This is a genomic window from Arthrobacter sp. zg-Y844, assembly GCF_024385465.1.
In the GTDB taxonomy this organism is placed as follows: domain Bacteria; phylum Actinomycetota; class Actinomycetes; order Actinomycetales; family Micrococcaceae; genus Arthrobacter_B.
On record NZ_JANFLS010000001.1, the window covers coordinates 673,740 to 698,954 of the forward strand.

The 25,215-nt window shown below is 67.1% G+C and carries 20 protein-coding genes and 2 pseudogenes; 9 read left to right on the top strand and 13 right to left on the bottom strand.

Translation table 11 applies throughout. The features are described from left to right. Positions 1 to 2: 2 nt before the first annotated feature. Positions 3 to 236, bottom strand: coding sequence for a DUF3073 domain-containing protein (locus NNX35_RS03155; protein ID WP_146361664.1), 234 nt, complete (start codon positions 234 to 236; stop codon positions 3 to 5). Positions 237 to 513: 277 nt separating this feature from the next. Between NNX35_RS03155 and NNX35_RS03160 the strand changes: the two genes are divergently transcribed. Further along, on the top strand, positions 514 to 2,121 hold the full coding sequence (locus NNX35_RS03160; protein ID WP_255866958.1) for a septum formation family protein: 1,608 nt from the start codon (positions 514 to 516) through the stop codon (positions 2,119 to 2,121). Positions 2,122 to 2,203: 82 nt separating this feature from the next. Here the strand turns inward: NNX35_RS03160 and clpB are convergent, their stop codons facing one another. Both clpB and NNX35_RS03170 read right to left on the bottom strand, forming a co-directional pair. After that, entirely contained in the window at positions 2,204 to 4,825 is a 2,622-nt protein-coding gene (clpB, locus tag NNX35_RS03165; protein WP_255765081.1) for an ATP-dependent chaperone ClpB, read from the bottom strand. Positions 4,826 to 4,940: 115 nt separating this feature from the next. Continuing rightward, a complete protein-coding gene (locus NNX35_RS03170; RefSeq protein WP_255765082.1) occupies positions 4,941 to 5,537 on the bottom strand; it encodes an SRPBCC domain-containing protein in 597 nt (198 codons plus the stop codon). A gap of 329 nt (positions 5,538 to 5,866) precedes the next feature. Between NNX35_RS03170 and NNX35_RS03175 the strand changes: the two genes are divergently transcribed. Next, positions 5,867 to 7,822 (top strand): penicillin-binding transpeptidase domain-containing protein, encoded by a 1,956-nt coding sequence (locus NNX35_RS03175; RefSeq protein WP_255862509.1) that lies wholly within the window; start codon positions 5,867 to 5,869, stop codon positions 7,820 to 7,822. Positions 7,823 to 7,838: 16 nt separating this feature from the next. Here NNX35_RS03175 and NNX35_RS03180 read toward each other — a convergent pair whose 3' ends face one another. Continuing rightward, positions 7,839 to 8,303 (bottom strand): YccF domain-containing protein, encoded by a 465-nt coding sequence (locus NNX35_RS03180; RefSeq protein ID WP_255765084.1) that lies wholly within the window; start codon positions 8,301 to 8,303, stop codon positions 7,839 to 7,841. Between the two features lie 87 nt (positions 8,304 to 8,390). Between NNX35_RS03180 and NNX35_RS03185 the strand changes: the two genes are divergently transcribed. Then, the gene (locus NNX35_RS03185; RefSeq protein ID WP_255765085.1) at positions 8,391 to 8,852 is read left to right on the top strand and encodes a pyridoxamine 5'-phosphate oxidase family protein; all 462 of its coding nucleotides are present in this window, start codon (positions 8,391 to 8,393) and stop codon (positions 8,850 to 8,852) included. A 79-nt stretch (positions 8,853 to 8,931) separates the two neighbouring features. Here the strand turns inward: NNX35_RS03185 and NNX35_RS03190 are convergent, their stop codons facing one another. Next, positions 8,932 to 10,557 (bottom strand): DEAD/DEAH box helicase, encoded by a 1,626-nt coding sequence (locus tag NNX35_RS03190; protein WP_255765086.1) that lies wholly within the window; start codon positions 10,555 to 10,557, stop codon positions 8,932 to 8,934. Between the two features lie 287 nt (positions 10,558 to 10,844). Here NNX35_RS03190 and trmB point away from each other — a divergent pair, with 287 nt between their 5' ends. Genes trmB through NNX35_RS03205 form a run of 3 tightly spaced genes read left to right on the top strand, consistent with a single transcriptional unit; the run spans position 10,845 to position 13,362 of the window. Next, positions 10,845 to 11,711, top strand: a complete 867-nt coding sequence (trmB, locus tag NNX35_RS03195) for a tRNA (guanosine(46)-N7)-methyltransferase TrmB (RefSeq protein ID WP_255862505.1) — start codon at positions 10,845 to 10,847, stop codon at positions 11,709 to 11,711. Positions 11,712 to 11,716: 5 nt separating this feature from the next. Continuing rightward, entirely contained in the window at positions 11,717 to 12,715 is a 999-nt protein-coding gene (locus NNX35_RS03200) for an NYN domain-containing protein (protein WP_255866959.1), read from the top strand. Then, the gene (locus tag NNX35_RS03205) at positions 12,712 to 13,362 is read left to right on the top strand and encodes a bifunctional 2-polyprenyl-6-hydroxyphenol methylase/3-demethylubiquinol 3-O-methyltransferase UbiG (RefSeq protein WP_255862504.1); all 651 of its coding nucleotides are present in this window, start codon (positions 12,712 to 12,714) and stop codon (positions 13,360 to 13,362) included. The genes NNX35_RS03200 and NNX35_RS03205 overlap by 4 nt, the downstream gene beginning before the upstream one ends. A 228-nt stretch (positions 13,363 to 13,590) precedes the next feature. Here the strand turns inward: NNX35_RS03205 and NNX35_RS03210 are convergent, their stop codons facing one another. The 5 genes and pseudogenes from NNX35_RS03210 to dnaK form a co-directional block, all read right to left on the bottom strand. Beyond that, on the bottom strand, positions 13,591 to 14,325 hold the full coding sequence (locus NNX35_RS03210; protein WP_255866960.1) for an MOSC domain-containing protein: 735 nt from the start codon (positions 14,323 to 14,325) through the stop codon (positions 13,591 to 13,593). Between the two features lie 151 nt (positions 14,326 to 14,476). After that, a pseudogene (locus NNX35_RS03215) lies at positions 14,477 to 14,875 on the bottom strand (heat shock protein transcriptional repressor HspR); the annotation flags it as partial. A 69-nt stretch (positions 14,876 to 14,944) separates the two neighbouring features. Then, positions 14,945 to 15,943, bottom strand: coding sequence for a DnaJ C-terminal domain-containing protein (locus NNX35_RS03220; RefSeq protein WP_255866961.1), 999 nt, complete (start codon positions 15,941 to 15,943; stop codon positions 14,945 to 14,947). A gap of 137 nt (positions 15,944 to 16,080) precedes the next feature. Next, a complete protein-coding gene (locus tag NNX35_RS03225; RefSeq protein ID WP_255765093.1) occupies positions 16,081 to 16,725 on the bottom strand; it encodes a nucleotide exchange factor GrpE in 645 nt (214 codons plus the stop codon). Positions 16,726 to 16,727: 2 nt separating this feature from the next. Further along, positions 16,728 to 18,614, bottom strand: a complete 1,887-nt coding sequence (dnaK, locus tag NNX35_RS03230) for a molecular chaperone DnaK (RefSeq protein ID WP_255765094.1) — start codon at positions 18,612 to 18,614, stop codon at positions 16,728 to 16,730. 256 nt (positions 18,615 to 18,870) lie between these two features. Between dnaK and NNX35_RS03235 the strand changes: the two are divergent. Both NNX35_RS03235 and NNX35_RS03240 read left to right on the top strand, forming a co-directional pair. Beyond that, positions 18,871 to 19,674: pseudogene (locus NNX35_RS03235) on the top strand (methyltransferase domain-containing protein). A gap of 63 nt (positions 19,675 to 19,737) precedes the next feature. Next, on the top strand, positions 19,738 to 20,328 hold the full coding sequence (locus NNX35_RS03240; protein ID WP_255862499.1) for a hypothetical protein: 591 nt from the start codon (positions 19,738 to 19,740) through the stop codon (positions 20,326 to 20,328). 3 nt (positions 20,329 to 20,331) lie between these two features. Here the strand turns inward: NNX35_RS03240 and cls are convergent, their stop codons facing one another. After that, the gene (gene cls / locus NNX35_RS03245; protein WP_370646934.1) at positions 20,332 to 21,807 is read right to left on the bottom strand and encodes a cardiolipin synthase; all 1,476 of its coding nucleotides are present in this window, start codon (positions 21,805 to 21,807) and stop codon (positions 20,332 to 20,334) included. A gap of 84 nt (positions 21,808 to 21,891) precedes the next feature. On the opposite strand from cls, the gene NNX35_RS03250 reads away from it, so the two are divergent. Beyond that, complete coding sequence (locus tag NNX35_RS03250; RefSeq protein WP_255866962.1) at positions 21,892 to 22,779, top strand: aminodeoxychorismate lyase; 888 nt, start codon at positions 21,892 to 21,894, stop codon at positions 22,777 to 22,779. Positions 22,780 to 22,799: 20 nt separating this feature from the next. On the opposite strand, the gene NNX35_RS03255 is transcribed toward NNX35_RS03250, so the two are convergent. After that, positions 22,800 to 23,603, bottom strand: coding sequence for an energy-coupling factor transporter transmembrane protein EcfT (locus NNX35_RS03255; protein ID WP_255866963.1), 804 nt, complete (start codon positions 23,601 to 23,603; stop codon positions 22,800 to 22,802). After that, positions 23,600 to 25,213 carry an ABC transporter ATP-binding protein gene (locus NNX35_RS03260; RefSeq protein ID WP_370646935.1) on the bottom strand — a complete coding sequence of 538 codons (1,614 nt, stop codon included), beginning with the start codon at positions 25,211 to 25,213 and terminating at the stop codon, positions 23,600 to 23,602. Before NNX35_RS03260 ends, NNX35_RS03255 begins: the two co-directional genes overlap by 4 nt. Positions 25,214 to 25,215: the final 2 nt, after the last annotated feature.

Sequence of the window (25,215 nt, forward strand, 5' to 3'; positions counted from 1 at the left end):
CGCTAGCCTACGCGGCGGTTACCCTCATCATCGTCATCGTCGCCAAATTGATCCGCGTACTTATCTTCGTACGCCGAGTAGTCGGGCTCAGCCGGCTCCTCGGGATATCGACTGGATGGACGACTCGTCGGTCCTGAGAGCTCACGCTGCAGCGCCGAGTAGTCCGTGGCCGGGGTGAAGTACTTCATCTCCCGAGCCTGCTTGGTTGCTTTTGCCTTTTGACGGCCGCGCCCCATGGCGTGACCCCCTTTTTGCGTCGATCCGGAGGTTAGTCGTTCGGGCAGATGAACGAGGGCCCCGGAATATTTGGTCAATTTGTCGTAAGTACAGGTTACATGTTTTCCCGCTGGCTTGTGCCCCCTTGACCGCGGCGAGGAGTATTCCCGGGGCATTAGCACAGGGCCTCCGGCACGCCGGTCCCTGCGCCCACCCTCTGATATTGGCTAAAGTCAGGGGTAGAGACAGTTTTGGGGTGCATCATGCCACCGCCTACAGGGAGGACAGACGTTCACCATGAGCGATCAGAAAAGTACACCGGAAGCGGTTTATCCGCCGCCGGAGAAGGACAGTACGCCGGGAGCCCTCCCCGATCTGAGCGCGCATTCGGACTCCCCCGCGTGGCTCTCCGAAGACGGAAACCACGACGCCGGTGTCTGGGAACGCAGTTTCGAGGGTGCCGGGGAGCCTGACATGGCTGCCGAAGGGGCTGACGGCGCGGGCTCCGCAGCGACTGCACTGGCTACGGACGCCGGAACTGAACGCGACGGTGACGAAACCGCTGCGTTGGAGCTTCCCGCGGAGCCGGTGGTGGTGGCACCCGAGGACCTCGAACTGGAAGAACCCTCCCTGGCCGAGCCGGCCCTGAGTGAGGACGCCGTGGAAGCAGCGGCCCTCGACCAGGTTGCCTCGGAAACCGCTGCAGCCGAGGCCAACGCGGCGGAAGCAGGGCGCCTGTCCGGACTTGAACCGGCTCCTGCCGGGACCGAAGTCCAGGTGGACGCTAACGCCGCCGGCACCGATGGGCCTGGAGAAACTGACGAGACGACCGCTCTTTCCGGTTCAACACCCGAAGATGGCGAGGCAACGGCCTCCGGTTCAGCTGCCGGTACCGCTGCGGCCGACGGCGCGGAGGCTGAAGCCGTGCCACACGGCACCGACGGTACGGAAGACGCCGCGGACCACGGTGACGGTGCAGATAACTCCAACGCCGAGGGCACCGAGACTGAAGCCGTGCCCGACAGCACCGACGAGGCTGAGGGCCCCAAAGCCGATGGCGGCGAAGGTGAAGCCGCCGCAGGGCTAGACGTTCCGGCGCCCGGTGAAACACCTGAACCGGCCGCTGAAGCGGAGCAGGAGCCGTCCGGAGGGGACACTGAACCGCATCCCCTGCATGGCATCAACGCGGCCGCACCGATGACCGCCGCACCCCAGGAGCGCGCAGTCGCCCCGGTTGCTGCGTCCGGCGAACCGGAGCCCGTTACGGCAGCTGTGCCGGCGGGCGACACCCGCCGGTCACGCCGGCTGGCCGAAAGCCAGGCAGCGGGGGCAACAGCAGCATCCAGGCAGCCCGGCGCAGCCTCCGGCACCACGGCCTCCGCAACAGGGGCAGGGACGGCGGCAGCCATCGCTCCCGCCGCGGCAAAGGGCAGCGGCAAGGGCAAGAGCAACACCCGCCTGCTTCTGGTACTCGGCGGCGTTGTGCTCGCCGCCGTCGTCGCCATCCTGCTTTTCGTGTTCGTCTTTAACGACAAAGAGGAAGGCGTCATCTCCGAGGATGTGAGCCCCCTGGAGCTGGTGGAGGGCGCGTGCCTGAAGGATTGGGACGACGTCAACTCCGGCGCCACCGTAGTCACCTGCGAAACGCCGCACAACGCCCAGCTGGTCGCCACCGACAGCTACACCGAGGATGCTGCCTTCCCCGGCACCGGCGCCCTGGAGGAGCGGGTCAACGAGGTCTGCAAGGCCGTGGAGTATGCCGACGCCGCCGCGGAGTCCCCGGGCTTGAAGCTGACCAAGTCCATCCCCACCGAGCAGACCTGGGCCTCCGGCGACCGCCGCGTGGACTGCATTGTTTTCGCCCCCGAGGGCCAGGACCTCACCGAGTCCCTGGTGCAGGAGTAAGCGGGTACGGGAGTAAGCGCAGCCAAACAGCACAAAGGCGCGCGGCGGGCATCATCCGCCGCGCGCCTTTTGGTCTTCGGACCTAGACCGCTGCCACCGTCAGCCCGGGCTCGGCCACCAGTCCGTCCCCGTCCAGACCGTCTGCGGGCCTATCCACCAGGACCGTGTTGCCGTCGCTGATCTTTCCGGCCAGGATCCCGCGGGCCAGCTGGTCGCCGATTTCACGCTGCACCAGGCGGCGCAGGGGCCGGGCACCGTACGCGGGGTCGTAGCCGGTCAGCGCCAGCCATTCCCGTGCTGCATCGGTCACGTCAAGCACCAGCCTGCGCTCGTGGAGGCGGTTGGCCAGGGCACGCACCTGGATGTCCACGATCCGGGTCAGGTCCTCCAGGCTCAGCGGATCGAACAGGATCACGTCGTCGAGCCGGTTGAGGAACTCCGGCTTGAAGTTCGCGTTGACCATGGACATCACCGATTCGCGTTTCTGCTCCTCGGTCAGGCCCGGGTCCACCAGGAACTGGGACCCGAGGTTGGACGTCAGGATCAGGATGACGTTGCGGAAGTCCACCGTCCGGCCCTGGCCGTCAGTCAGCCGGCCGTCGTCGAGCACCTGCAGCAGGATGTCGAAGACGTCCGGATGTGCCTTCTCCACTTCGTCCAGCAGGATCACCGAGTAGGGGCGGCGGCGCACCGCTTCGGTGAGCTGGCCGCCCTCTTCATAGCCCACGTATCCGGGAGGCGCACCCACCAGGCGGGATACCGCGTGCTTCTCGGAGTACTCACTCATGTCGATGCGGACCATGGCCCGCTCGTCGTCGAAGAGGAAGTCCGCCAGGGCCTTCGCCAGCTCGGTCTTGCCGACGCCGGTGGGGCCTAGGAACAGGAAGGAACCGGTGGGGCGGTCCGGGTCGCTGACGCCTGCCCGCGAGCGGCGCACGGCGTCCGAGACCGCCGCCACGGCCTTGCCCTGCCCGATCAGGCGCGAGCCGATGGCTTCTTCCATGTCCAGCAGTTTCTGGGATTCGCCCTGCAGCATCCGCCCGGCGGGGATACCCGTCCAGGCGGAGACCACTTCGGCAATGTCGTCTGCGGTGACTTCCTCGGAGACCATCAGTTCACGGGTTTCTTCTCCGGAGCTGTTCGCCTCCGCCTGCTGCGCTGCTTCCAGTTCCTTCTGGAGAGCCGGGATTTCGCCGTACAGGATGCGGGAGGCTTCCGTGAGGTCGCCGTCGCGCTGGAACTTCTCCGCCTCACTCCGCCGCTCGTCAATCTGGGCCTTGATGTCACCGACGCGGTTGAGGCCTGCCTTTTCGGCTTCCCACCGGGCGTTGAGCGCGGCCAGCTGTTCCTTTTTATTGGCCATGTCCTCGCGCAGGACGGCCAGCCGCTCAATCGAGGCCTCGTCCGTTTCATTCGCCAGTGCGAGTTCCTCCATGGTGAGCCGGTCTACGGCGCGCCGGAGCTCGTCGATTTCCTCGGGCGCGGAGTCGATTTCCATCCGCAGGCGGGAAGCAGCCTCATCCACCAGGTCAATGGCCTTGTCCGGAAGCTGGCGTCCGGTGATGTAGCGGTTGGACAGCGTTGCGGCGGCAACCAGGGCGGAGTCGGCGATGGCGACCTTGTGGTGGGCCTCGTACCGCTCCTTCAGGCCGCGCAGGATGCCGATGGTGTCCGGGACGCTGGGCTCGCCCACGTATACCTGCTGGAAACGGCGCTCCAATGCCGCGTCCTTTTCGATATTTTCGCGGTATTCGTCCAGCGTGGTGGCGCCGATCAGCCGCAGCTCTCCGCGCGCCAGCATTGGCTTGAGCATGTTGCCGGCGTCCATGGACCCTTCGGCCGCACCCGCCCCTACTACGGTGTGCAGCTCGTCGATGAAGGTGACGATCTGGCCTTCGGCATTGGAGATTTCCTCGAGCACGGCCTTGAACCGCTCCTCGAACTCGCCGCGGTACTTGGCGCCGGCGACCATGGATCCAAGGTCAAGGGACAGCAGGGTCTTGCCGCTCAGGCTCTCGGGCACGTCCCCTGCAATGATGCGCTGGGCCAATCCTTCGACGACCGCGGTCTTGCCCACGCCCGGCTCGCCGATGAGTACCGGGTTGTTCTTGGTGCGGCGGCTGAGTACCTGGATGACGCGCCGGATCTCGGCGTCCCGCCCGATCACGGGGTCCAGCTTGCCCGAGCGGGCCATTTCCGTCAGGTCGGTACTGAATTTTTCCAGGGCCTGGAAGGTGTTCTCCGGATCAGCGTTGGTCACTTTGCGGTCTCCTCGTACGGTTGGAAGCACGGCGCTGAGCGCGTCGTGCCCGGCGTTGTTGTCCCGAAGCGCTTTTCCTGCGGGACCGTTGTCGAGGGACAACCCGAGCAGGAGGTGTTCGGTGGAGACAAAGGCATCCCCCAGCTTCTCTGCCTCCTGCTGCGCCGCGTTGATGACTTGAAGCAGGGGCCTGGAAAACTGGGGCTGCGCCACTGAACTGCCGGAGGAGGAAGGCAGCTGGTGAATGGCGGTGCTGGCAGCGGCGCTGACGGTGTCCACATTGATTCCTGCAGCCTTCAGGAGGGCGACGGCGACCCCCTGCCGCTGGTCCATAAGCGCTTTCAGCAGATGCGCCGGTTCAATCTGCGGATTCCCCGCAGTGTTCGCGTTCATGGCCGCAGCCGAAAGTGCTTCCTGGCTCTTGTTCGTGAATTTGGTTTCCACGGTGGCTCCTCAAAACCTCAGCGAAGAATGCTTCCGCAATGCTAAACAAAGTTGAGTCTAGTTCGCTCAACTTTTGAAGTAAAGTTCCCTACCGCACCACCGCGGCTGGGGACGCCTAGGGGATGTGCTCCCGGTCGAATTCGTCTGCCGTCCTTCGCCAGCGTTCGTTCCGCGCTTCAAAGAGCTGTGCCAGCGGCCCGGCTGCTTCGATTTCAAAACGGATCCCGGGCGGCTCCTCGGGGATATTCCCGGCCAGGTACTCTTCCAGGACGTCGAGGAAGTATTCCCACCCCGCACCGCCGGTCCAGAGTCCTGCGCCGGGGGCCGCGGTTACCGCGAATCCCTTGCGCACCGAGGCGTACCGCAGTTCCAGCCGGGTATCGCCGTTCTCCCCGGTCAGGTGAAATTCCACCTCGGCAGCGGAGGTTCCTTCCCGCGCCCAGGACACGGTCAGAAGGCGGGGGCCGTCACAACGGAGGATCGCTCCGTGGGATCCGTCCGGGAGACTGTAGGTGCCGCCTCGCCGCAGGTCCCCTTCGGGAAGCGCCACCCATTGACCCAATCGTTCCGGATCCGCGAGCGCGGACCACACTTCTCCGATGGGGTATGGAATATCGCGTGCCATGACGATCATCAGTGCGTGGCCGGCCTGGATCTGCCGCCGCCCGTAGGACCGCACCGTCTTCTCGAGAATTATGTCCAGATCGGACATTTTGCCCACTCCTGCCGTAGAACAACCGGCAACCGATCCGGTCCTCCAGCGGCCTTTGCGGCCGTTCCGGCTGTCCGCAGGTGCCGGTGGAAGCGAGTTGTATTTATAAGGCCACGTCCCTGGCCGTTTCCAAAAACCGTAGCAGGGAAAACATGCCCTGCACAGGGTTCCCGACCGGGGCAAACCGGCCCCGGGATCACAGCAGACGGGCACCGATGGTGAGCCGCATCGAGGAAATCGGAACAGCGCAAATCCCTTTGATAGATTCCGCACCGTCCTTTGCGTGTCCCGAATCCATAGTCGGGACCCACCCCGGGTAGCCTGTGCGGATGGGGAAAAACCGTACTTCCGTTTCCGTCCTTGCCGTGGCCGCCCTGGCCCTGACCCTGGTGTCCTGCTCGGGGGACAAGCCGGCGCCTGACAACGCCGCCGCCGAATTGGCGGAGGGCCTGAGCCAGATGGATGTTTCGGCGTCTGCCTTTACGGCGGGCACCCCCGCCGACGTGAATGCCGAGCTGGAAGAGCTGCTCGCCGGCATGGGCCCGATCCGCCCTGCCGTCGCGGTGGCCGGCGTTGAGGAAGACGAGGACGACGACGCCGCCGCCACCGCACGGCTGACCTATGCCTGGGACGTCAACAGTGATTCGGAGCCCGACTGGACCTATGAGAGTTCCGCCCAGCTCCGCCGCGGTGAAGACGACAAGTGGCTGGTTGAGTGGGCACCATCGGTACTGTTCAGTCCCCTTGTCGACGGCGATCGGCTGGTCCGCTCCACTACTCCAGGCGGCCGCGCAGACATCCTCGACCGCAACGGGGAACCGCTGATGAACGCGCGGCCGGTGCTCCGCATCGGCATCAACAAGCCGGACCTCTCCGAGGAGCAGTATGCGTCCTCGTCGGCGGCACTGGCCGAACTGGTGGGGCTGGACCCATCCTCGTACACCGCCCAGGTGCAGGCCTCCGGCCCCGAAGCCTTTGTCGAGGCGCTTGTCCAGCGTGAGGAAGCTGAGGGACCGGCAACCCCGGCGGCCATCGAAGCCATCCCCGGCGCACTTGCCATACCCGCGCAGCGGATCCTGGCGCCCACCCGCAGCTTTGCCCGTGCCCTGCTGGGCACAGTGGGCGAGGCGACTGCGGAATTGGTTGAGGAATCCGAGGGCAGGGTGTCCGCCGGGGACCAGACCGGTCTGTCCGGGCTGCAGAAGCAGTACAACCCGCAGCTCCAGGGCAGTCCCGGCGTAACAGTCACCGTCGAAAATGCAGCCGGAACCAGCGACACCGTCAAGAGCATCGACCCGCAGACGGGTGCTGATCTGCAGACCACCCTGGATCCACGGCTGCAGCAGCTGGCTGAGGAAGTCCTGGAGCAGGAGCCGTCGGCGTCCGCCATCGTGGCCATCCAGCCCTCCACCGGCGAAATCCTGACCGTGGCGAACGGCCCCGGCAGCGAAGGCCAGCAAACCGCCCTCCTGGGCCAGTACCCGCCGGGATCCACGTTCAAGACAGCCACCGCGCTGGCAATGCTGCGTAACGGCACCACACCGGACAGCACTGTGGAGTGCCCGTCCGAACTTAACGTCGACGGCCGGAAGTTCAACAACGTCCCCGGCTACCCGGCCGAGGCCACTGGCAGCATCCCGCTGCGCACGGCATTCGCGAACTCGTGCAACACTGCCTTCCTCAATGCCCAGGGCACCGTTTCCCAGCAGGGCCTCTCCGCTGCCGCCGGAGACCTGGGTATCGGTGTGGATGCTTCGATCGGCACGGACGCTTTCCTGGGCTCCGTGCCGGCGGAGGCTGAAGGCACCGAACATGCAGCCTCGCTGATCGGACAGGGGCAGGTCCTGGTCTCCCCGCTCGCCATGGCGGTTGCCGGTGCCTCTATCGGCAAGGGTGAACGGGTCTCCCCCACGCTGATCCGGGAATCCGCCTCGCCGGCCCCGGCCGGCGGGTCCGCTTCGGCTTCTCCCACCGCTTCCGCTCCGGAAACGACAGCTCCGGTGCCGGGGAACCTCACGGCAGAGGAAGCCGCATCGCTGCGGGAAATGATGCGCGCCGTCGTCGCCGAAGGCGGAGTGCAGATGCTGCTCGGCGTGCCGGGCGAACCCGTGCTCGCCAAGACCGGAACCGCTGAGTTCGGCAGCCAGACGCCGCCGGAAACCCACGCATGGGTGCTGGCGATCCAGGGCGACCTGGCCGTTGCGGTGTTCGTGGAGCAGGGTGAGCGGGGCTCCACCTCAGGCGGGCCGCTGATGAAGGCCTTCCTTGAGGGCGCCCAGGGCTAACCGCGAAGGGAACGGCTCAGGAGGGCCACTGCTGCCGGGGTGCAACCCGGCCCTGGTAGCCCGGCTGCCGGTACGCGTTCCCGGCGTACGGAGTGATCTGCCAGGTGTCCGTAGGCACTATGACCTTGCCCAGCGGCATCAGCGAAATCGGCAGCATCTTCAAATTCGCGATGCCCAGCGGAATCCCGACGATGCTCACGAACATGGGGATGGCCGTCAGGATGTGTCCAATGGCGATCCAGATGCCGGCCAGCAGCAGCCAGATGATGTTTCCCAGCAGGCTGAGCGGGCCGGTGAACCCGCCCCGGTCCACGACCGTCCGACCGAACGGCCAGAGCGCATAGTTGGCGATGCGGAAGGATGCGATACCGAACGGGATGGTGACAATCAGCAGGCAGCAGATCACACCCGCCAGTGCATAACCGAGGGCAAGCCAGATACCGCCGAACAGAAGCCAGATGACGTTCAGGATCGCTTTCATGGCTCCATTGTTCTCTACCCGGTACTGATTAGCCACGGCTTCGCCGCCTGCATACCCGCCCGCCTGCACCTGTCCTAGACTGGCGCCATGCCGATCAGCGACGAGAACCCCGCAGACCACCTGACTTCCAGCCAGTGCTGGACCTACGTCCGACAAGCCAAGTTCGGCCGGCTCGCCGTAATTGTCGACGGACATCCCGAAATTTTCCCCGTTAACTTCGCCGTTGACCACGGCACGGTGGTTTTCCGCACCGCGACCGGAACCAAGCTGGCCGGCGCGCTCTCGGGCAATCGGGTTGCGTTCGAAATTGACGGTTACGATGACACGCTGTCCTCCGCCTGGAGCGTGGTGCTCAAGGGCGGCGCCACCCTGCTCGAAGACTTCTCGGAGATCCTGGATTCCGAGGAACTCCCGCTCTTCCCCTGGCAGGCGGGGACGAAAAACGCGTTTGTCCGCATTGATCCGGAACTGACAACCGGCCGCCGGTTCCTTCTCTCCAATGCTGCCCGCCGCAATGTGCTGCGTGGAATGGGGCTCTACACGGAGTAGCCCGCTCGCGCGTAAAGCAGACGCCAAAAGAGGCGCCGCACCTCGTGGGTGCGGCGCCTCTTTCGGCTGTTGCTATGCCTTAGCGGGAACGGCGTTCGTTCGACGCCGGCGCGGTGGCGCGGCGGGGACCGGCGGCGCGTGCCGGACGGCCGGAAGCTGCACCGGCGCCGCGGGAGGCTCCGCCTGCACGCTGGCCGCCGCCGGCACCCTCGGCGCGCTGGCCGGTTGCCGGGCGGCGGTTACGGCCGGATGCGGTCGCAGCCGATGCGCTGTTGCGGCGTCCGTCCGAAGACCGGGCCGGGCGCTGCGTACGCAGGTCGTCGCCTGCTGCTGCGCGGTCGTTGCGTTCGCTGCGGTCCGGGCGTTCAGCCGAAACGCGGCCGCGTCCGCCTGTACCGCCGCGTCCGCCGGCGCGGGGAGCACCCGTGCTGCGGGCTGCGCGCTTGCGCTGGGCGTTGGCGCCGGTGGAGCGGCCGCCGCCCTGCTGCGGGGACTTGGCTGCAAGCTGCGCAGCGCGGACGTGCGGTTCCACAACAGCCGCGCGTTCGCCGACAAGCTTGGCGATGGACGGCGAATTGTGGCTGACCTTCTCGATGGAAACGTCGACGCCGGCAGCCTTCATCAGCTTCGACACCTCGCTCTTCTGCTCCGGGAGGGTCAGCGTCACCACGGTTCCGCTGGATCCGGCGCGGGCCGTACGGCCTGAACGGTGGAGGTAGGCCTTGTGCTCCGTGGGCGGATCAATGTGGACCACGAGTTCAACGTCATCCACGTGGACGCCGCGGGCGGCGACGTCGGTGGCGACCAGGACGCGGACGTCGCCGGACGCGAACTCCGCCAGGTTGCGGTCACGGGCATTCTGGGACAGGTTGCCGTGCAGGTCCACCGTGGGGATGCCGTTGTCCGTGAGGAACTGGGCCATCTTGCGGGCGTGGTGCTTGGTGCGCATGAACATGATGCGGCGGCCCTGGCCACCGGCCAGTTCCTTGACCAGCAGCTTCTTGGCGGTCTGGTCCTGGACCAGCAGCACGTGGTGCTCCATGGTGGACACCGCTGCCTGCGGCTCATCCACGGAGTGCGTCAGCGGGTTGGACAGGTAACGGCGGACCAGCTTGTCCACGCCGTTGTCCAGCGTGGCGGAGAACAGCATCCGCTGGCCCTTTTCCGGGGTGCGGTCCAGCAGGCGCTGGACAACCGGCAGGAAGCCGAGGTCCGCCATGTGGTCGGCCTCGTCCAGGACGGTGATCTCGACGGACTCGAGGCTGATGACCTTCTGCTTCATCAGGTCTTCGAGGCGGCCCGGGCAGGCGATGACGATGTCGACGCCGGCCTTGAGTGCCTTTTCCTGGCGCTGCTGGGACACGCCGCCGTAAATCACGGTGGTGTTCAGGCCCAGTTCCTTCGCGAGCGGCTCAATCACGTTGTTGATCTGCGTGGCCAGTTCGCGGGTCGGCGCCAGGACCAGGCCCAGCGGGCGGTTCGGGCGGCGGCGGTAGGCTGCCTCGTTCTCGGCCAGCCGGGTGACCAGCGGGAGGGAGAAGGCGAGGGTCTTGCCCGAGCCGGTGCGGCCGCGGCCCAGGACGTCGCGGCCCTTGAGGGTGTCCGGAAGGGTTTCCACCTGGATGGGGAAGGCCTCGTCAATTCCGGCGGCGGCGAGGGAGGAAACAAGTGCCTTGGGCACACCAAGGGCAGCAAAAGTGGTCATTAAAGACAGGCAACTTTCGGTAAGAGGCCCCCAACGCCGTTTGGGCCGGGGGTTCGCCGAAGAAAAGTCAGACAGTGTCTACCGCACTGAAGCGGGACAAAAGAAAGCGTTCATCGACGCAGGCTGGACTGCTTACACACACTGTTTAAACCTTGGATTTTAAGCACGGTTCAACAGTGGCAGGACCAACATCTGCCTCCAGTTTACCGCAATGCGGAAACTTTCCTAATCGGGGGCGGGGGCTGCGGTGAAATCCGGACCCGCGGCAGCCGATAGCATTAACAGTAATGACTACTGAACCAGCCCTGCCCGACGCCGCCGAAACCGGGCCGGTGGATCCCGCCGCCGGCACCGACGAGGAGCAGCATTTCCGCTCTCCGGTGTCCTTTGTCCGGCGCGGCTCGCGCCTGCAGGGCCGCCGCCAGCAGGCCTGGGACGAACTCTCCGACCGCTTCGTGGTTGATGTCCCGCGTGACGAAGCGGACACCTCGGTGCACCCCGGGTATGTGTTCGACGCCGCCGCCGAGTTCGGGCGCACCGCTCCCCTCGTCGTCGAAATCGGCTCCGGCCTGGGCGAGGCCGTTGCCCATGCCGCCGAGCAGAATCCGGACAAGGACTTCCTTGCCGTGGAGGTCTATCTTCCCGGCCTGGCGCAGACGCTGCAGCGGATCGGCCAGAAGGGCCTGACGAATATCCGCGTGGTCCAGGCAAATGCCCCGGAGGTGCTGGCCAGCATGCTCCCGGCCGGGTCCGTGGCGGAGGTTTGGGTGTTCTTCCCCGACCCCTGGCACAAGACCCGCCACCACAAGCGCCGCCTGGTCAAGGAATCCTTCGCGGAGCTGGTGGCCCGGGTGCTGGAGCCCGGCGGCACGTGGCGCCTGGCAACCGACTGGTCCGACTACGCCGTGCAGATGCGCGAGGTGCTGGATGCATCGGCGCGGTTCGAGAATCTGCACGCCGGCGAGCGTGCCGGTGAAGAAAGCCCGCTGACGCGCGTGCACCGGGAGGGCCTGGAGAACAAGGCCCCGGAAGACGACGTCGATACCCGCGGCGGCTGGGCCCCGCGCTTCGAAGGCCGGACCCTGACCAGCTTCGAGAACAAGGCCCACGAGGCCGGCCGACTGATTTTCGACCTTGCTTACCGAAGGATCTAACTGAAATGACTGAACCGAACGACGCACGCGTCGGCCTCTACATCGATTTCGACAACATTGTCATCTCGCGCTATCAGCAGTTGCATGGCCGCAACGCGTTCCAGCGCGACGGGATCCGCAATTTCGACCGGACGAACCGCGAGGCCGACCCCGAAGTTGCCGCCAAGCTCACCGCCGCCACGGTGGATTTCAACGCCATTATCGATTTCGCCGCTTCCTTCGGAACCCTCGTGGTCAACCGCGCCTATGCCGACTGGTCGGTGCCCGTGAACGCGAGTTACCAGCGCCAGCTGATGTCCCGGGCAGTGGACCTCACGCAGCTGTTCACCACCACGACGCGCGGAACCAAGAACGGGGCGGATATCCGCCTCGCCGTGGACGTCGTCGAAGACCTCTTCCGCCTGCCCGACCTGACCCATGTCATCATCGTGGCCGGCGACAGCGATTACATTGCCCTCGCACAGAAGTCCAAGCGGCTCGGCCGCTTCGTCGTCGGCATCGGCGTCGCCGGGTCGACCAGCACGTCCCTCGCTGCGGCCTGCGATGAGTTCGAGGATTACGACTCGCTTCCCGGCATCGAAGCCGCAGCCGCCGCTCCGGCCGCGGCGGATACCTCGGCCGGGAAAACCGCGGCCCCGACGGATTCCCAGCCCGATCCCGCCCCTGCCCGCAGGCTCACAACGGTCCCCATGTTCTCGCACACGGGACAGGCCGGGTTTGAGGAGCCGGAACCCGCCGACGACGTCGACCCGGGTGTCCTCGCCACGGAACTCCTCGTACGGGCCCTGCAGATCGGCCACGCCAAGGGCGACGCCGACGAGTGGCTCAACACGGGCACGGTCAAGAACCAGATGCGCCGGATGGACCCGGCCTTCAACGAGAAGCCGCTGGGCTTCCGGTCCTTCACCGATTTCCTCTCCTCGCACGGCGACCTGGTGGAGCTGGACGACGACGGACCCCAGCGCCTTATCCGTCTTCGCCCGGAGGCTGACACCCGCCGGTGACACGCAGCGCCGAGCCCTCCGATTTCCAGCCGCGGGATCCAGCAGCCGTCGAGGAGCTGTGGGACCGGCGCTACGCCGGCAGCAGCGAACTGTGGAGCGGGCAGCCGAATGCCGTGCTGGTCAGCGAGGCCCGGGGGCTCCGGCCTGCCCGCGCCTTGGATGTGGGCTGCGGTGAGGGTGCAGACGCCCTGTGGCTGGCGGAACAGGGGTGGGACGTCACTGCACTGGACGTCTCGGGGGTAGCCCTCGCCCGGGCGGCCCGCCAGGCCGGGCTGCGTTCGGTCCGGGTGGAGTGGGTGCATGCCGGTCTGGTCGAGGCTGCCCTGCCGCCGGCGTCCTTTGACCTGGTTTCGGCGCAGTACCCCGTACTCCTGCGGACTGACGGGAACGAAGCGGAACACGCGCTGCTTCGCGCCGTCGCGCCGGGCGGGGTTCTCCTGTGGGTGCACCATCCGCCGCCCACTGCGGAGGAAGCGAAGGCCCGCGGAATTGACCTTCACGAGTACGTGGGAGTCGCCGACGTGGCCGCACTGCTCGATGACGATTGGCGGACAGAGGTCGACGAAACCCGCCCACGGCACGTTGCCAGCGGTGCGGGCGCCCACCACACCGAGGATGTTGTGCTGCGCGCACGGCGGCTGCGCTAGCCCTCCGGCTGCTTTCCCTCCCGGGGGACCGCCTGCCCGCCTCCCGCTCATTGACAGGTGCAACGCGGCGTCGCGAGCATGGTGTCTGGCACGGTTACCCAGTGCCGTCATCAAAACGGGGAGGGCACCATGTCCGGCCGTGTTTCCATCGATCTGTTTATGACGCTGGACGGCGGACCCCCGGAACCGGACTCGTCGGGTCCTGACCGGAGCGACGGCACCTAGCCGTTACGCGGTTCGGTTGCGGCGAAGGGTGACGACGTCTCCGACCCGCAGCTTCCCGGTCTGCACGGCATACGCCTGGAGCCCGAATTCAGCGGAGTGGTGCGCGCCGAGGAGCTTCAACGCCTTGCGCTCCGCCGGGACACCGGCCTGCGCCTGGTCGATCATCACGCAGCGGGGCATCCCCTCCCCCAGACGCAGGATGACCTCGCCGCCGAGAACCAGTTCGGCGCCGACCCAGCCGTCCTCGCAGAACGCCGGCCGGGAACCGGTGTCGATGACGATATTGGCACGGAAACGGCGCTCATCCACCGCACCGGCCAGGACCTCGAGTGCGGCAAGTGAGGATGTGGTCACCAGGTGCAGGGGTGTCTCGTCATGGTGCCTGACAGCGGTTTCGGGCCGCAGCGTCAGTTCCCGGCCGAAGGCCGCGCTCAGCGCCCGGGAGGCGGCCGGATCATCGACTCGATATTGACGGCCCTCGGGGCTCAGCAGCAACGGCGCAGTTTCACTGTCCTCGATGCTGGAGGACCACTGCATTAACCCGGGCACGGGGCGGAAGCGCCGGGTCCGTTTGCCGCTGGCGATGCCGCCGTCGTAGGTGTAAACCGCCCACCGGCGGTCATGCTGCAATCCCCGGTCGGTCACGGTGGAGGCGCGCAGCGCCTGGCCCGCGGTCGACTTGACCGGATAGCGGTACAACGCCTGGACGCTACCTACGGGGGTTTCCTCATATGGCATCCCGGCATTGTGTCATAAAGGCCCTGCAGGCCGGCGCTTAGAGCGACTGGATGTAGCCGTCGTCGGCGTAGTTCCGTTCGGCGGACTTGCCGGCGGGAAGCGCGCGCAGCCGGCTCCGGCGTTCCATCAGCGAGACCAGGCCCAGCTGCTGCACGGCGGTGGCGGCGGCCGGCGGGCGCTGCCCGCGGCTGAGGGTGACGACGTCGCCGGCGAGCCCGGCAGCGAAGACGCGGCTGCGGTCGGGGGCGCGCCGCTGGGCCTCGTCCAGTTCGGTGGAGAGTTCCACGATCCGCTGGCGCAGGCCGGTGACTTGGTTCTGCAGCTCCATGATCCGTTTGATGCCTTCGAGGGAGACCCCCTCCTGGGAGAGCTTCTGGACCTCGCGCAGCAGTTCGATGTCGCGCTGGGAGTAACGGCGGGACCGCCCCGGAGCCCGGCTGGGACGGACAATCCCGAGCCGGTCGTATTGCCGGAGGGTCTGCGGATGCATCTCCGCGAGCTCAGCGGCAACGGAGATCACGAAGATAGGCGCATTGACGTCTATGCCCATTGTTCCTCCTTCACTGCTGTTGAAATGGTAACGCGGGAAGTTCACCCTCCGGGGAGCGGAGCGCCGGAATTACAGCCGTGCTTTTGCTGCCAATCCGACCCTGGGGTCCTCGCCCTTGGTCGCGTCGGCGAATGCCTCGACGGCTTCCCGGGCGTCCTTGTTCAGGTGGGTGGGAACGGCGACGTCGATAGTCACCAACAGGTCCCCGTTGCCCTTGGAGGTGTGCACGCCGCGGCCCTTGACCCGCAGGGTGCGTCCCGACGGTGTTCCGGCGGGTACCTTGAGCCGGACGGTGTCGGAGGTGAGGGTGGGCACCTCGATGGTCGCACCGAGGGCGGCCTCGGGGAACGAGACCGGAACATGGATCCGGATGTTGTTGCCCTCGCGGGTGAAGAAATCGTGCGGCGTGACGTGGACGGTGACCATCAGGTCCCCCGCGCCTGCGGCGCCGGGCTGGCCCTTGCCGCGCACCCGGATCTTCTGGCCGTCCTTGACGCCGGCCGGCACCCGGACCTCCACCACTTCGCCGCTGGGTTCGCGCAGGCCGATCACGGTTCCGTTAATGGACCCGGCGAAGGAAATGGTGGTGCTGGCCGTGCGGTCGGCACCCTTGGTGGGCGGCGGGGCGCCGAAACCGCCGCCGCCGAAGCCGCCGCCGCCGAAAAGGTCGGCGAATTCGGGCGGGATGTTGCTGCCGCCCGCGTTGAAGGTGGTCCGCCGGCCGCCGCCGCGTGCGGTCTGGCCGAACAGGTCACCGAAGATGTCCTCGAAGCCGGCTCCGCCGGCGCCGCCGCCGCCGCCCTGGGGGCCGCCGGCAGTAAACCGGGCGCCGCTGCCCATGGCACGGATGGCATCATACTGCTGGCGTTCCTCGGCGTCGGACAGGACCGAATACGCCTCGGAGAGGTCCTTGAACATACGCTCGGAGTTGGCGTCGCCCTGGTTCTGATCGGGATGGTACTTCCGCGCCAGTTTGCGGTACGCCTTCTTGATGTCGGCGTCGGACGCATCCTTGGGAACACCCAGAATCTTGTAAAAGTCCTTATCGACCCAATCCTGACTAGCCAATTGGTGTCCCTTCCTCATATGCGAATCCCGCTGCATTGCCGCGAAAACACGGCTGCCGGGCCTGCTGCCCCTGCTGCGGGACCTGCCGATGGAAAAATGTCCGGGGCCGCTTTACGGCGGCCCCGGACACGGTGCAACTACTGTTCCGGAACCGAAACAATCACCTGCGCGGCTCGCAGGACCCGGTCGCCGGACTTGTAGCCGGCCCTCAGGATCTGCGTCACCGTATCGAACGTGACGTCCGCGCTCTGCTGCTGGATGAGTGCCTCGTGGATGTTCGGATCGAACTCCACCCCGGTCTCATCGATGCGGCTGAGTCCGTACGTCTTCAGCGAGTTTTCCAGCTTGGTAGCGATCGCGGCGAAGGGTCCCTCCGCCAGGTCGCCGTGCTGGCGCGCGGCGTCAATGTCGTCCAGGACGGGCATCAGGGAGTTCAGCACTCCGATGACAGCCATGTCCCGGGCGACGTCGCGGTCGCGTTCCACCCGCTTGCGGTAGTTCACGTACTCGGCCTGCAGGCGCAGCAGGTCGTTGCGCAGTTCAGCGGCCTCCGGTGAACCGGATGCGGCAGGCTGGGCCGGTACGTCGGCGTTGTTCAGGATCTGCTCCGCCTGGGAGAGTGCATCTCCGTCGGCCCCGGCGGCCGGGGCGGAAGCCGAAGCTTCCTCCCCTGCCGCGCCACCGTTGGCGGAATCCGCAGTCTCGCCCGAGCCGGGCGTTTCCTGGCCCTTTACGGGCTCTTCACCTTCGGGAGTGTTCCCGTGCTCGTTTTCCGCCGGCATGATTACTTCTTTTCTTCGTCGTCGACAACTTCGGCGTCAACGATGTCTTCGTCACCGGCAGCGCTGCCTGCGGCAGAGCCGTCACCGGACGGAGCACCGTCAGCGGCACCGGGGGTGCTGTCAGCACCGGCGGCGGAGGCCTGGGCGTAGATAGCTTCGCCCAGCTTGGTCTGGGAAGCCTGCAGCTTCTCAAACGCAGTCTTGACCTCGTCGTCGTTGTCCGTGCCTTCGAGCGCCTTCTTCAGCGCGTCGACGTCGCCCTTGACCTCGGTCTTGACGTCTTCGGGCAGCTTGTCGTCATTGTCGGCGAGGAGCTTGTCCACCGAGTAGGCGAGCTGCTCGGCCGAGTTGCGGATGTCGGCGGCCTCGCGGCGCTTCTTATCCTCCGCGGCGTGCTCTTCGGCCTCGCGGACCATCCGGTCGATGTCTTCCTTGTTGAGGGAGGACCCGCCGGTGATGGTCATGGACTGCTCGGCGCCGGTGCCCTTGTCCTTGGCGGACACGTGCACAATGCCGTTGGCGTCGATGTCGAAGGTGACCTCGATCTGCGGAACGCCGCGCGGAGCCGGCGCAATGCCGGTCAGCTCGAACGTGCCCAGCGGCTTGTTGTCGCGGGTGAACTCGCGTTCACCCTGGAAGACCTGGATGGCCACGGACGGCTGGTTGTCATCCGCGGTGGTGAAGGTCTCGCTGCGCTTGGTGGGGATGGCCGTGTTGCGCTCGATCAGCTTGGTCATCACACCGCCCTTGGTTTCGATGCCCAGGGACAGCGGCGTGACGTCGATGAGGAGGACGTCCTTGCGCTCACCCTTCAGCACGCCGGCCTGCAGGGCAGCGCCCACGGCCACAACCTCGTCCGGGTTCACGCCCTTGTTGGGCTCCTGGCCGCCGGCCAGTTCCTTCACCAGTTCGGAGACGGCGGGCATACGGGTGGAACCGCCCACGAGGATGATGTGGTCGATGTCCGAAACCTTGATGCCGGCTTCGCTGATGACGTCGTTGAACGGCTTCTTGGTGCGGTCCAGCAGGTCCTTGGTCAGGTCCTGGAACTTGGCACGCGACAGGTGCTCGTCCAGGTGGACCGGGCCTTCGGGGGTGACCGAGAGGTACTGCAGGGAGATGTTGGTGGAGGTAGCCGAGGAGAGTTCCTTCTTGGCCTGCTCCGCTGCTTCCTTCAGGCGCTGCAGGGCGATCTTGTCCTTGGACAGATCAGCACCCTTGGCCTTGGCCTGGCTCAGCAGGTAATCGACAATCCGCTGGTCCCAGTCGTCGCCGCCGAGGCGGTTGTCGCCGGCCGTGGCACGGACCTGGATGGTGGAGAACTCGTCTTCGTCCTTGCCGACTTCCAGCAGGGAAACGTCGAAGGTGCCGCCGCCGAGGTCGAAGACCAGGATGAGTTCGTCTTCCTTGCCCTTGTCCAGGCCGTAGGCCAGGGCAGCAGCGGTGGGCTCGTTGACGATGCGCAGCACGTTCAGGCCGGCAATCTCGCCGGCTTCCTTGGTGGCCTGGCGCTCGGCGTCATTGAAGTAGGCGGGAACGGTGACCACGGCGTCCGTGACCTTCTCGCCGAGGTACGCCTCGGCGTCGTTCTTCAGCTTCATCAGGATGCGGGCGGAGATCTCCTGGGCGGTGTACTTCTTGCCGTCCACGTCCACGTTCCAGTCGGTGCCCATGTGGCGCTTGACGGAAGCGATGGTGCGGTCAATGTTGTTGACTGCCTGGCGCTTGGCGATCTCGCCGACCAGGACTTCGCCGGACTTGGCGAAGGCTACGACGGACGGCGTGGTGCGGCCGCCTTCGGCGTTGGCGATAACCGTGGGCTCGCCGCCTTCCAGGACCGAGACAACCGAGTTGGTAGTACCGAGGTCAATACCTACTGCACGTGACATATTTGCTTCCTCTTTCCTTGGAGAAACCCGCATCTCGTGACGACACCGCCCGGACCAAACCTGTAGTCGAATCTGCCAGGCAAGGGTCCGCGGATCGCCACGTAGAGCAATTGAGCGTTCTGCACTCAACTTTACTCAGCAGTACTTCTTTGTCAACAAACTTGAGCGTCTCGGGCTCAACTTTGCGCCCGGAGGTTGCGGAACACGGCAGCGGAACCTTCCCCTTCTCCGGCGGGCCGGGCGGTAGGGTCCTGCCATGGCTTCCGAAACCTATTCCCACGGCCATCACCGCAGCGTGGTGGACGCCCATGCCCTCCGCACGGCACGGGACTGCGCCGCGTATCTGCTGCCGGAGCTGCAGCCGGGAGTGAGCATTCTCGACGTCGGCTGCGGCCCGGGCAGCATCACCGCCGACTTCGCCGCGCTTGCGGCTCCGGGCCCGGCGGTGGGCCTGGACTCCTCCGAAGACGTCCTGGTCCAGGCCCGGGCACGGGCGGCCGAACGCGGACTGGCCAACGCCTCCTTTATTGCCGGGAACGTCTATGACCTGGATTTTCCGGACGAAACGTTCGACGTTGTCCATGCCCACCAGGTGCTCCAGCACCTGATGGACCCGGTGGCCGCACTTCGGGAAATGCGCCGGGTCGCCAAACCGGGCGGACTGGTGGCGGTGCGCGACGCCGATTTCTCCGGCATGATCTGGCATCCGCCCACGCCCGCGCTGGCGCAGTGGATGCGGATCTACCAGGAGATTGCCCGCGGCAACTCCGCTGAGCCCGATGCCGGCCGGCACCTGCTGGCCTGGGCACTGGAGGCCGGCTTCACCGACGTCACACCCTCATCCTCCAACTGACTCTACGCAACACCGGAAGAGCGGCGCGGGCACGCGGACTCCTGGTCCGAACGCGTACTGCACTCCGCCTTCGCGGAGCAGGCGCAGGAACGCGGGCTGGCGGACAGCCACCTGCTGGCGCAGCTTGCCGCCGGCTGGCAGGAGTGGGCCGGAGCCCCGGACGGCTGGTTCCTGATCCCCTGCGGTGAACTGCTCCTCAGGGCCTGACCGTTTCTGGCTAGGGTTAAGGAATGTCCGCCATCATGACCGTGTGCACCGGGAACTCCCCCGATGCCGGTTAGCCCCGCCGCACCCCTGCTCATTGCGGTGGACGGCTTCTCCGGCGCCGGAAAAACGACCCTGGCCGCCGGAATTGCCGCTGCCCTGTCCCGCTCCGGTTCCGTGCGGGTGTTCCACCTGGAGGATGTCTACCCCGGCTGGGACGGGCTGGAAGCGGGAATGACCTACTACCGCGAGCACATCCTGCGCCCGCTCGCCCAGGGACGGGCGGCCCGCTGGCAGTCCTGGGACTGGGCCGCCGGACGCTGCGGCGGCTGGCAGAGAACCGAACCGGCCGACGCCGTGGTCTTCGAAGGCGTCGGCGCCGCCCACCGCGCTGCCCGGCAGCTGCTGGACACCACCATCTGGGTGGCGGGTGAGGAAAGCGTCCGCCGCCGGGTCGCGCTGGAGCGCGACGGCGGAACCTATGCTCCGCACTGGGAACGGTGGGCGGCGCAGGAACGGCGCTGGGCGGCCGACGACGACGCCGCCTCCGCCGCGGATCTCACCGTACGGCTCGTGGGCCCGCAGGGGAACGCCGCGGCAGCGCTGGGGACCGTCCTTTCCCGGCTGCAGCCGGAACCGCGGAACATTCCCGGCTAGGGACTACTGCAGGGTCGCCGTCAGCCTGGCCACGTTGTCGATGTACCGCTGCCACAGCGGCCGGCCCACCCAGTTGTCCAGGATGAGCTCCTTGGACAGTGCGCGGTAGGTGTCCTCGATGCGGCGCATCTGCTCGACGATGGTGCCGTCGAACATCATCACGGAGACCTCGAGGTTCAGCGAGAAGGAGCGCATGTCCATGTTGCTGGACCCCAGCACCGCCACCTCATTGTCGATGGTGAAGTGCTTCGCATGCAGTACCAGCGGTTTGGGGTACTGGTAAATCCGCACCCCCGCCCGCAGCAGCGCCTCATAATAGGAGCGCTGCGCGTGGTCCACGAGGAACTGGTCGCCTTTCTCGGAGACGAACAGCTCCACTTCCACGCCTCGCTGCGCCGCCGTCGTCACTGCGTAAAGCAGCGTGTCATCGGGGACGAAGTACGGACTGGTGATGGAAATGCGGTCGCTCGCCGAGTAAATGAGGGACGCGAAGAGGCGCAGGTTGTTTTCGGTGCTGAAGCCGGGACCGCTGGGCACCACCTGGCACGTGACGCCGCCCGGATTGGACGATGATTCGTACAGGCTCAGTTCCCGTTCCAGGTTTTCGTCGGTCTCGGCGTTCCAGTCCGTGGCGAAGACGACGTTGAGTTCATCCACCACCGGCCCTTCCATCCGGGCCATCAGTTCGACCCATTTGCGTCCGGACCGGCGGTTGCGGCGTTTGTTGTAGGCCGGTTCCACCAGGTTCTGGGAGCCGGTGAAGCCCACATCCCCGTCCACCACCAGGATCTTGCGGTGGTTGCGCAGATCCGGCCGGCGCCAGCGCCCGCGGAAGGGATTGACCGGCAGCATCCGCCGCCACTGGATGTCGCTGCCGCGCAGTTCGCGCAGCAGCTTCCGGTAACCGGGGATGCGGAGGGTGCCGATGTGGTCAAACAGGAGCCGGACGGTGACGCCGCGGGCGGCAGCGTCATTCAGGGCCCGGAAGAAGTCGCGGGTGACGGCGTCGTACCCCATGATGTAGAACTCCACATGGACGTACCGCGTAGCCTTCCCCACGGCCTCGGTCATTTCGGAAACGGACTCGTGGTAGTCACGTTGCAGGTCCACCTTGTTGCCGTCCAGGGTGGGGAAGGATCCCAGCCGGCGGTTGAGTTCCGCCGCATTCAGCACCCACTCGGGGCCGTCGTAATTGGTGCCCTCGGTTTCCAGTTCCTTGGTGTTTTCACGGACCAGGCGGCTGATTTCGGCCTGCCGTTTCACCCGGTGCTCGGACAGCCGGTGGTTGCCGAAGAAGGAAAAAAGGATGATCCCGGGAATCGGCAGGAAGAAGATGCACAACAGCCAGGCCATAGCGGTGGTGGGACGGCGGTTGCCGGGTACAACGCCCAGGGCAATGATCCGGATCGCATAATCCACCGTGGTCAGGACGACGGCGGTCCACCCGGACACGTCAAAACCCGACACAGACCACCACACACCCTGCTCCTCCCCGACGCCGCCTTCCAGACAGCCTATCGGTCCGGCCGCGCTGGTCGGGCCCGCCGCGGCTAGGCTGGGCCCATGACTGTTCTGGTTTTCCTGGATTCCGCCTTTCCCGACGGACGCCCGGCCGACGCCGGAGTCCCCCAGCTGATGATCAATGATCTGGGCGTGACCCGCGGAGACGGGATCTTCGAATCGCTGCTGGCCGTGGATTCCGTGCCCCGCAAGCCGGATGCCCATCTGGACCGGCTGGCGTCCTCTGCGCGGCTGCTGGAACTGGAGATTCCCCCGCGCGGCGCCTGGGAACGGGCCATTGCCACCGCGCTCGCCCTGCACGCGGAGGCGGAAACCGCCGGCACCGGGTCCCCTGCCCGGGCGGCGGTGAAGCTTGTGGTGACCCGCGGCGTCGAGGGCGCCGGCACGCCCACGGCGTGGGTGCAGGTCACCCCTGCCGCCGATGCCTCACGGCAGCGTATGGAGGGCATCAAGGTCCTGCTCCTGGACCGCGGTTATGACAGCCTGGCGGCGGCCCGGGCTCCGTGGCTGCTGCTCGGCGCCAAGACACTCTCCTACGCGGTGAACATGGCGGCCCTGCGCCACGTCCGCGCGAACGGCGCCGATGACGCAATCTTCACCTCCTCCGACGGCAAGGTCCTCGAAGGGCCCACGTCCACCGTGGTGCTGGCCCGCGAACGCAACGGCGTGCGCACCCTGCTCACTCCGGAGCGCAGGAGCGGCATCCTGGCCGGAACCACGCAGGATGCCCTCTTCCGTGCGGCCGAAGCCGCCGGCTGGGAACTGGGATACGGGCCGCTGGTGCCCGAAGACCTGTTCGCGGCCGACGGCGTCTGGCTGGCGTCCAGCATCCGGCTGCTGGTGCCGGTGCGCTCCATCGACGGCAGGGAACTGCCCTTCTCCGAGGTCCTGAACGCCGAACTCACCAAGCTGGCGGACGCGGCCCTCTGAGCCGGCCGGGCCGGGAGGCCTCAGGTCAGGATGAAGTTGAACGTGCCGGCCGCCACCGCGCCTGCCACGGCAGCGGCGGACACGGCCACCCCCACCCCGAACACCGCGGCGTCCACCCTGCTGAAGGTCGACGTTCGAGCCCAGGTCCGTTCCGCGGCCCCGAAGCCGCGCGCTTCCATTGCCGTCGCAAGGCGGGTGGCCCGGCGGATCGCCTGCACCAGCAGCGCGAGGGACTGCCCCGCGAACCCGCGCAGCCGGGCCGCTCCCCCGGCATCCGGTCCCGCACCGCGGGCGTGCCGGGCCAGTCCGATGGTGCGCCATTCCTCCACCAGCAGCCCCACCAGCCGCATGGCCGCCAACGCGCCCAGGACAAAGCGGTGCGGCAGCCCCAGTTTCTGGGCCAGGGCATCGGCCAGGTCCGTGGGATCAGTGGTGGCCAGCAGGTAGATTCCCGGCAGGGCTATCGCCAGGCCTCGCAGCCCGATGGCGATGCCCGCCGCTACGGAGCCGGAGGTGAACACCAGCGGCCCGGCCTCGAGCAGCACCGTCCCGGTCTTTTCCGCCAGCAGCGCCGTGCCCCACGCACCGATCAGCGCCGCGGCCAGCAGCGGCCAGATCCGCCGGACCAGCGTTCCGATCCGGATGTGCAGCAGCGGCAGCAGGGCCAGTTCGGCGGTGAGGACGACGGCGGCACTCACCCAGTCCACCGTCACCAGTACTGCCAGGGTCAGCAGCACAGCCGCGGCAAGCTTGGAGAGCGGGTTGGCGCGGGCCAGGAACGTGCCGGCGGGGCGGATTGGAGCCGCGGCAGCTGCAGCGCTCATCGCCGCACCCGGACGTCGCGTGCCGTTCCGGCGTCACCGGCCGGAACACCAGGGGTGAGCACCCCGCCCGCCGCCCGGAGGTTCCGGGAGGCAAGCGCCTCGATGAACTCGGCGTCATGCGTCACGGAAACCACGCAGCGCCCTTCCGACAACTGGCCGCGCAGCAGGGCCACCAGTTCTGCCCAGGTGCGGGCGTCCTGTCCGAAGGTCGGCTCATCCAGCAGCAGGATGGACGGCTCCGTGGCAAGCATGGTTGCCACGGACAGCCGGCGTTTCTCCCCGCCCGAAAGCGTGAACGGGTTGGCCTCGAGCAGCTTGTCCAGCCGGAGCCGTTCCGCCAGGTGGTGCACCCGTGCCAGCACCTGCGCGTCCGTCTCCCGGCCCAGCCGCCGCGGTCCGAAGGCCAGTTCGTCCAGCACGGTGTTGGCCAGGAACTGGTGCTCGGGTTCCTGGAAGACGGTGCCGATGCGGTCCACCAGCTGCGCGGAGGTCCAGCGGCCGGGTTCCGGGCGGGCCGCGCCGGCCAGGGCCGGGGCCGCGGTGAGAGTTCCTTCCCTTGGCCGGAGCAGGCCGCCGAGAGTCAGGGCAAGCGTGGATTTGCCTGCACCGTTCGGTCCGGTGATCCCGACGGCGGTGCCGGCGTCCAGGCTCAGGTCCGCTCCGGTGAGCACGGCGGGACCGCGGAGCGAACGCGCAACGGCCAGCCCGCGGGCCTCCAGCAGCCGGGGACCGGCCGCAGCCGGCGCCCAGGGTCCGCCAGGAATTTCCGGCCTGGTACCGGGCAGCCAGACACCCGACTCCGCCAGGGTGCTGCGGTGCGCGGGATTGCCCAGTACCTGTTCCGGGGAACCGTCCGCCAGCACGCCGCCGCCGGCGGCGAGGACAACAACGCGGTCCACAACGCCGGCCCAGACATCCACCCGGTGCTCCACCACGATGAGCGTGGCACCCGTGCGGTCCAACACCCGGGTCACGGCGTCGCGGATTTCCACCACGCCGTCCGGGTCCAGGTTGGCCGTCGGCTCATCGAGCAGCAGCAGGCCCGGTTCCATGGCCATCACTGACGCGAGGGCCAGGCGTTGCTTCTGTCCGCCGGAGAGCGCGGCCGTGGAGCGGTCCAGCGGAACCTCCAGTCCGACGTCGGCCAGTGCCGCATGCACCCGCGGCCAGATTTCCGCCGCCGGAACGGCCAGGTTCTCCGCGCCGAAGGCCACTTCGTCTCCGACCCGGGACAGGACGGTCTGGGAGTCGGGGTCCTGCAGGACCAGCCCGGTCCGTCCGCGGGCGTTCGCGGGATGGACGCCGTCGAGCGTCAGGAACCCCTGTTCCTCCCCGCCGGTATCCGGGCCGAGGACACCGGCAAGGGCGTGCAGGAACGTGGATTTTCCGGCGCCGGACGCACCCAGCAGCAGCACCCGCTCACCCGGGGAAATCACCAGGTCCAGGCCCGACACCGCCGAGCCGGTCCGTCCCCCGTGCTGCCAGCCCCAGCCGCGGGCTGCGACGGCGGCCGGGCGGGGCCGGCGTCGGGAGCCCGGGGCGGCGTCCCGCAACGGAATGGAAGCCGCTGCTGCAGGCGGACGTCTCCCGCCCTTCTTTCCGAACAGCACCG

Bases quoted from the DNA above. Each gene is read 5' to 3' on its own strand.
- NNX35_RS03155 (WP_146361664.1), bottom strand. From the start codon at position 236: ATGGGGCGCGGCCGTCAAAAGGCAAAAGCAACCAAGCAGGCTCGGGAG.
- NNX35_RS03160 (WP_255866958.1), top strand. From the start codon at position 514: ATGAGCGATCAGAAAAGTACACCGGAAGCGGTTTATCCGCCGCCGGAG.
- NNX35_RS03170 (WP_255765082.1), bottom strand. From the start codon at position 5,537: ATGTCCGATCTGGACATAATTCTCGAGAAGACGGTGCGGTCCTACGGG.
- NNX35_RS03175 (WP_255862509.1), top strand. From the start codon at position 5,867: ATGGGGAAAAACCGTACTTCCGTTTCCGTCCTTGCCGTGGCCGCCCTG.
- NNX35_RS03180 (WP_255765084.1), bottom strand. From the start codon at position 8,303: ATGAAAGCGATCCTGAACGTCATCTGGCTTCTGTTCGGCGGTATCTGG.
- NNX35_RS03185 (WP_255765085.1), top strand. From the start codon at position 8,391: ATGCCGATCAGCGACGAGAACCCCGCAGACCACCTGACTTCCAGCCAG.
- NNX35_RS03190 (WP_255765086.1), bottom strand. From the start codon at position 10,557: ATGACCACTTTTGCTGCCCTTGGTGTGCCCAAGGCACTTGTTTCCTCC.
- trmB (WP_255862505.1), top strand. From the start codon at position 10,845: ATGACTACTGAACCAGCCCTGCCCGACGCCGCCGAAACCGGGCCGGTG.
- NNX35_RS03200 (WP_255866959.1), top strand. From the start codon at position 11,717: ATGACTGAACCGAACGACGCACGCGTCGGCCTCTACATCGATTTCGAC.
- NNX35_RS03210 (WP_255866960.1), bottom strand. From the start codon at position 14,325: ATGCCATATGAGGAAACCCCCGTAGGTAGCGTCCAGGCGTTGTACCGC.
- NNX35_RS03225 (WP_255765093.1), bottom strand. From the start codon at position 16,725: ATGCCGGCGGAAAACGAGCACGGGAACACTCCCGAAGGTGAAGAGCCC.
- dnaK (WP_255765094.1), bottom strand. From the start codon at position 18,614: ATGTCACGTGCAGTAGGTATTGACCTCGGTACTACCAACTCGGTTGTC.
- NNX35_RS03240 (WP_255862499.1), top strand. From the start codon at position 19,738: ATGCCGGTTAGCCCCGCCGCACCCCTGCTCATTGCGGTGGACGGCTTC.
- NNX35_RS03250 (WP_255866962.1), top strand. From the start codon at position 21,892: ATGACTGTTCTGGTTTTCCTGGATTCCGCCTTTCCCGACGGACGCCCG.
- NNX35_RS03255 (WP_255866963.1), bottom strand. From the start codon at position 23,603: ATGAGCGCTGCAGCTGCCGCGGCTCCAATCCGCCCCGCCGGCACGTTC.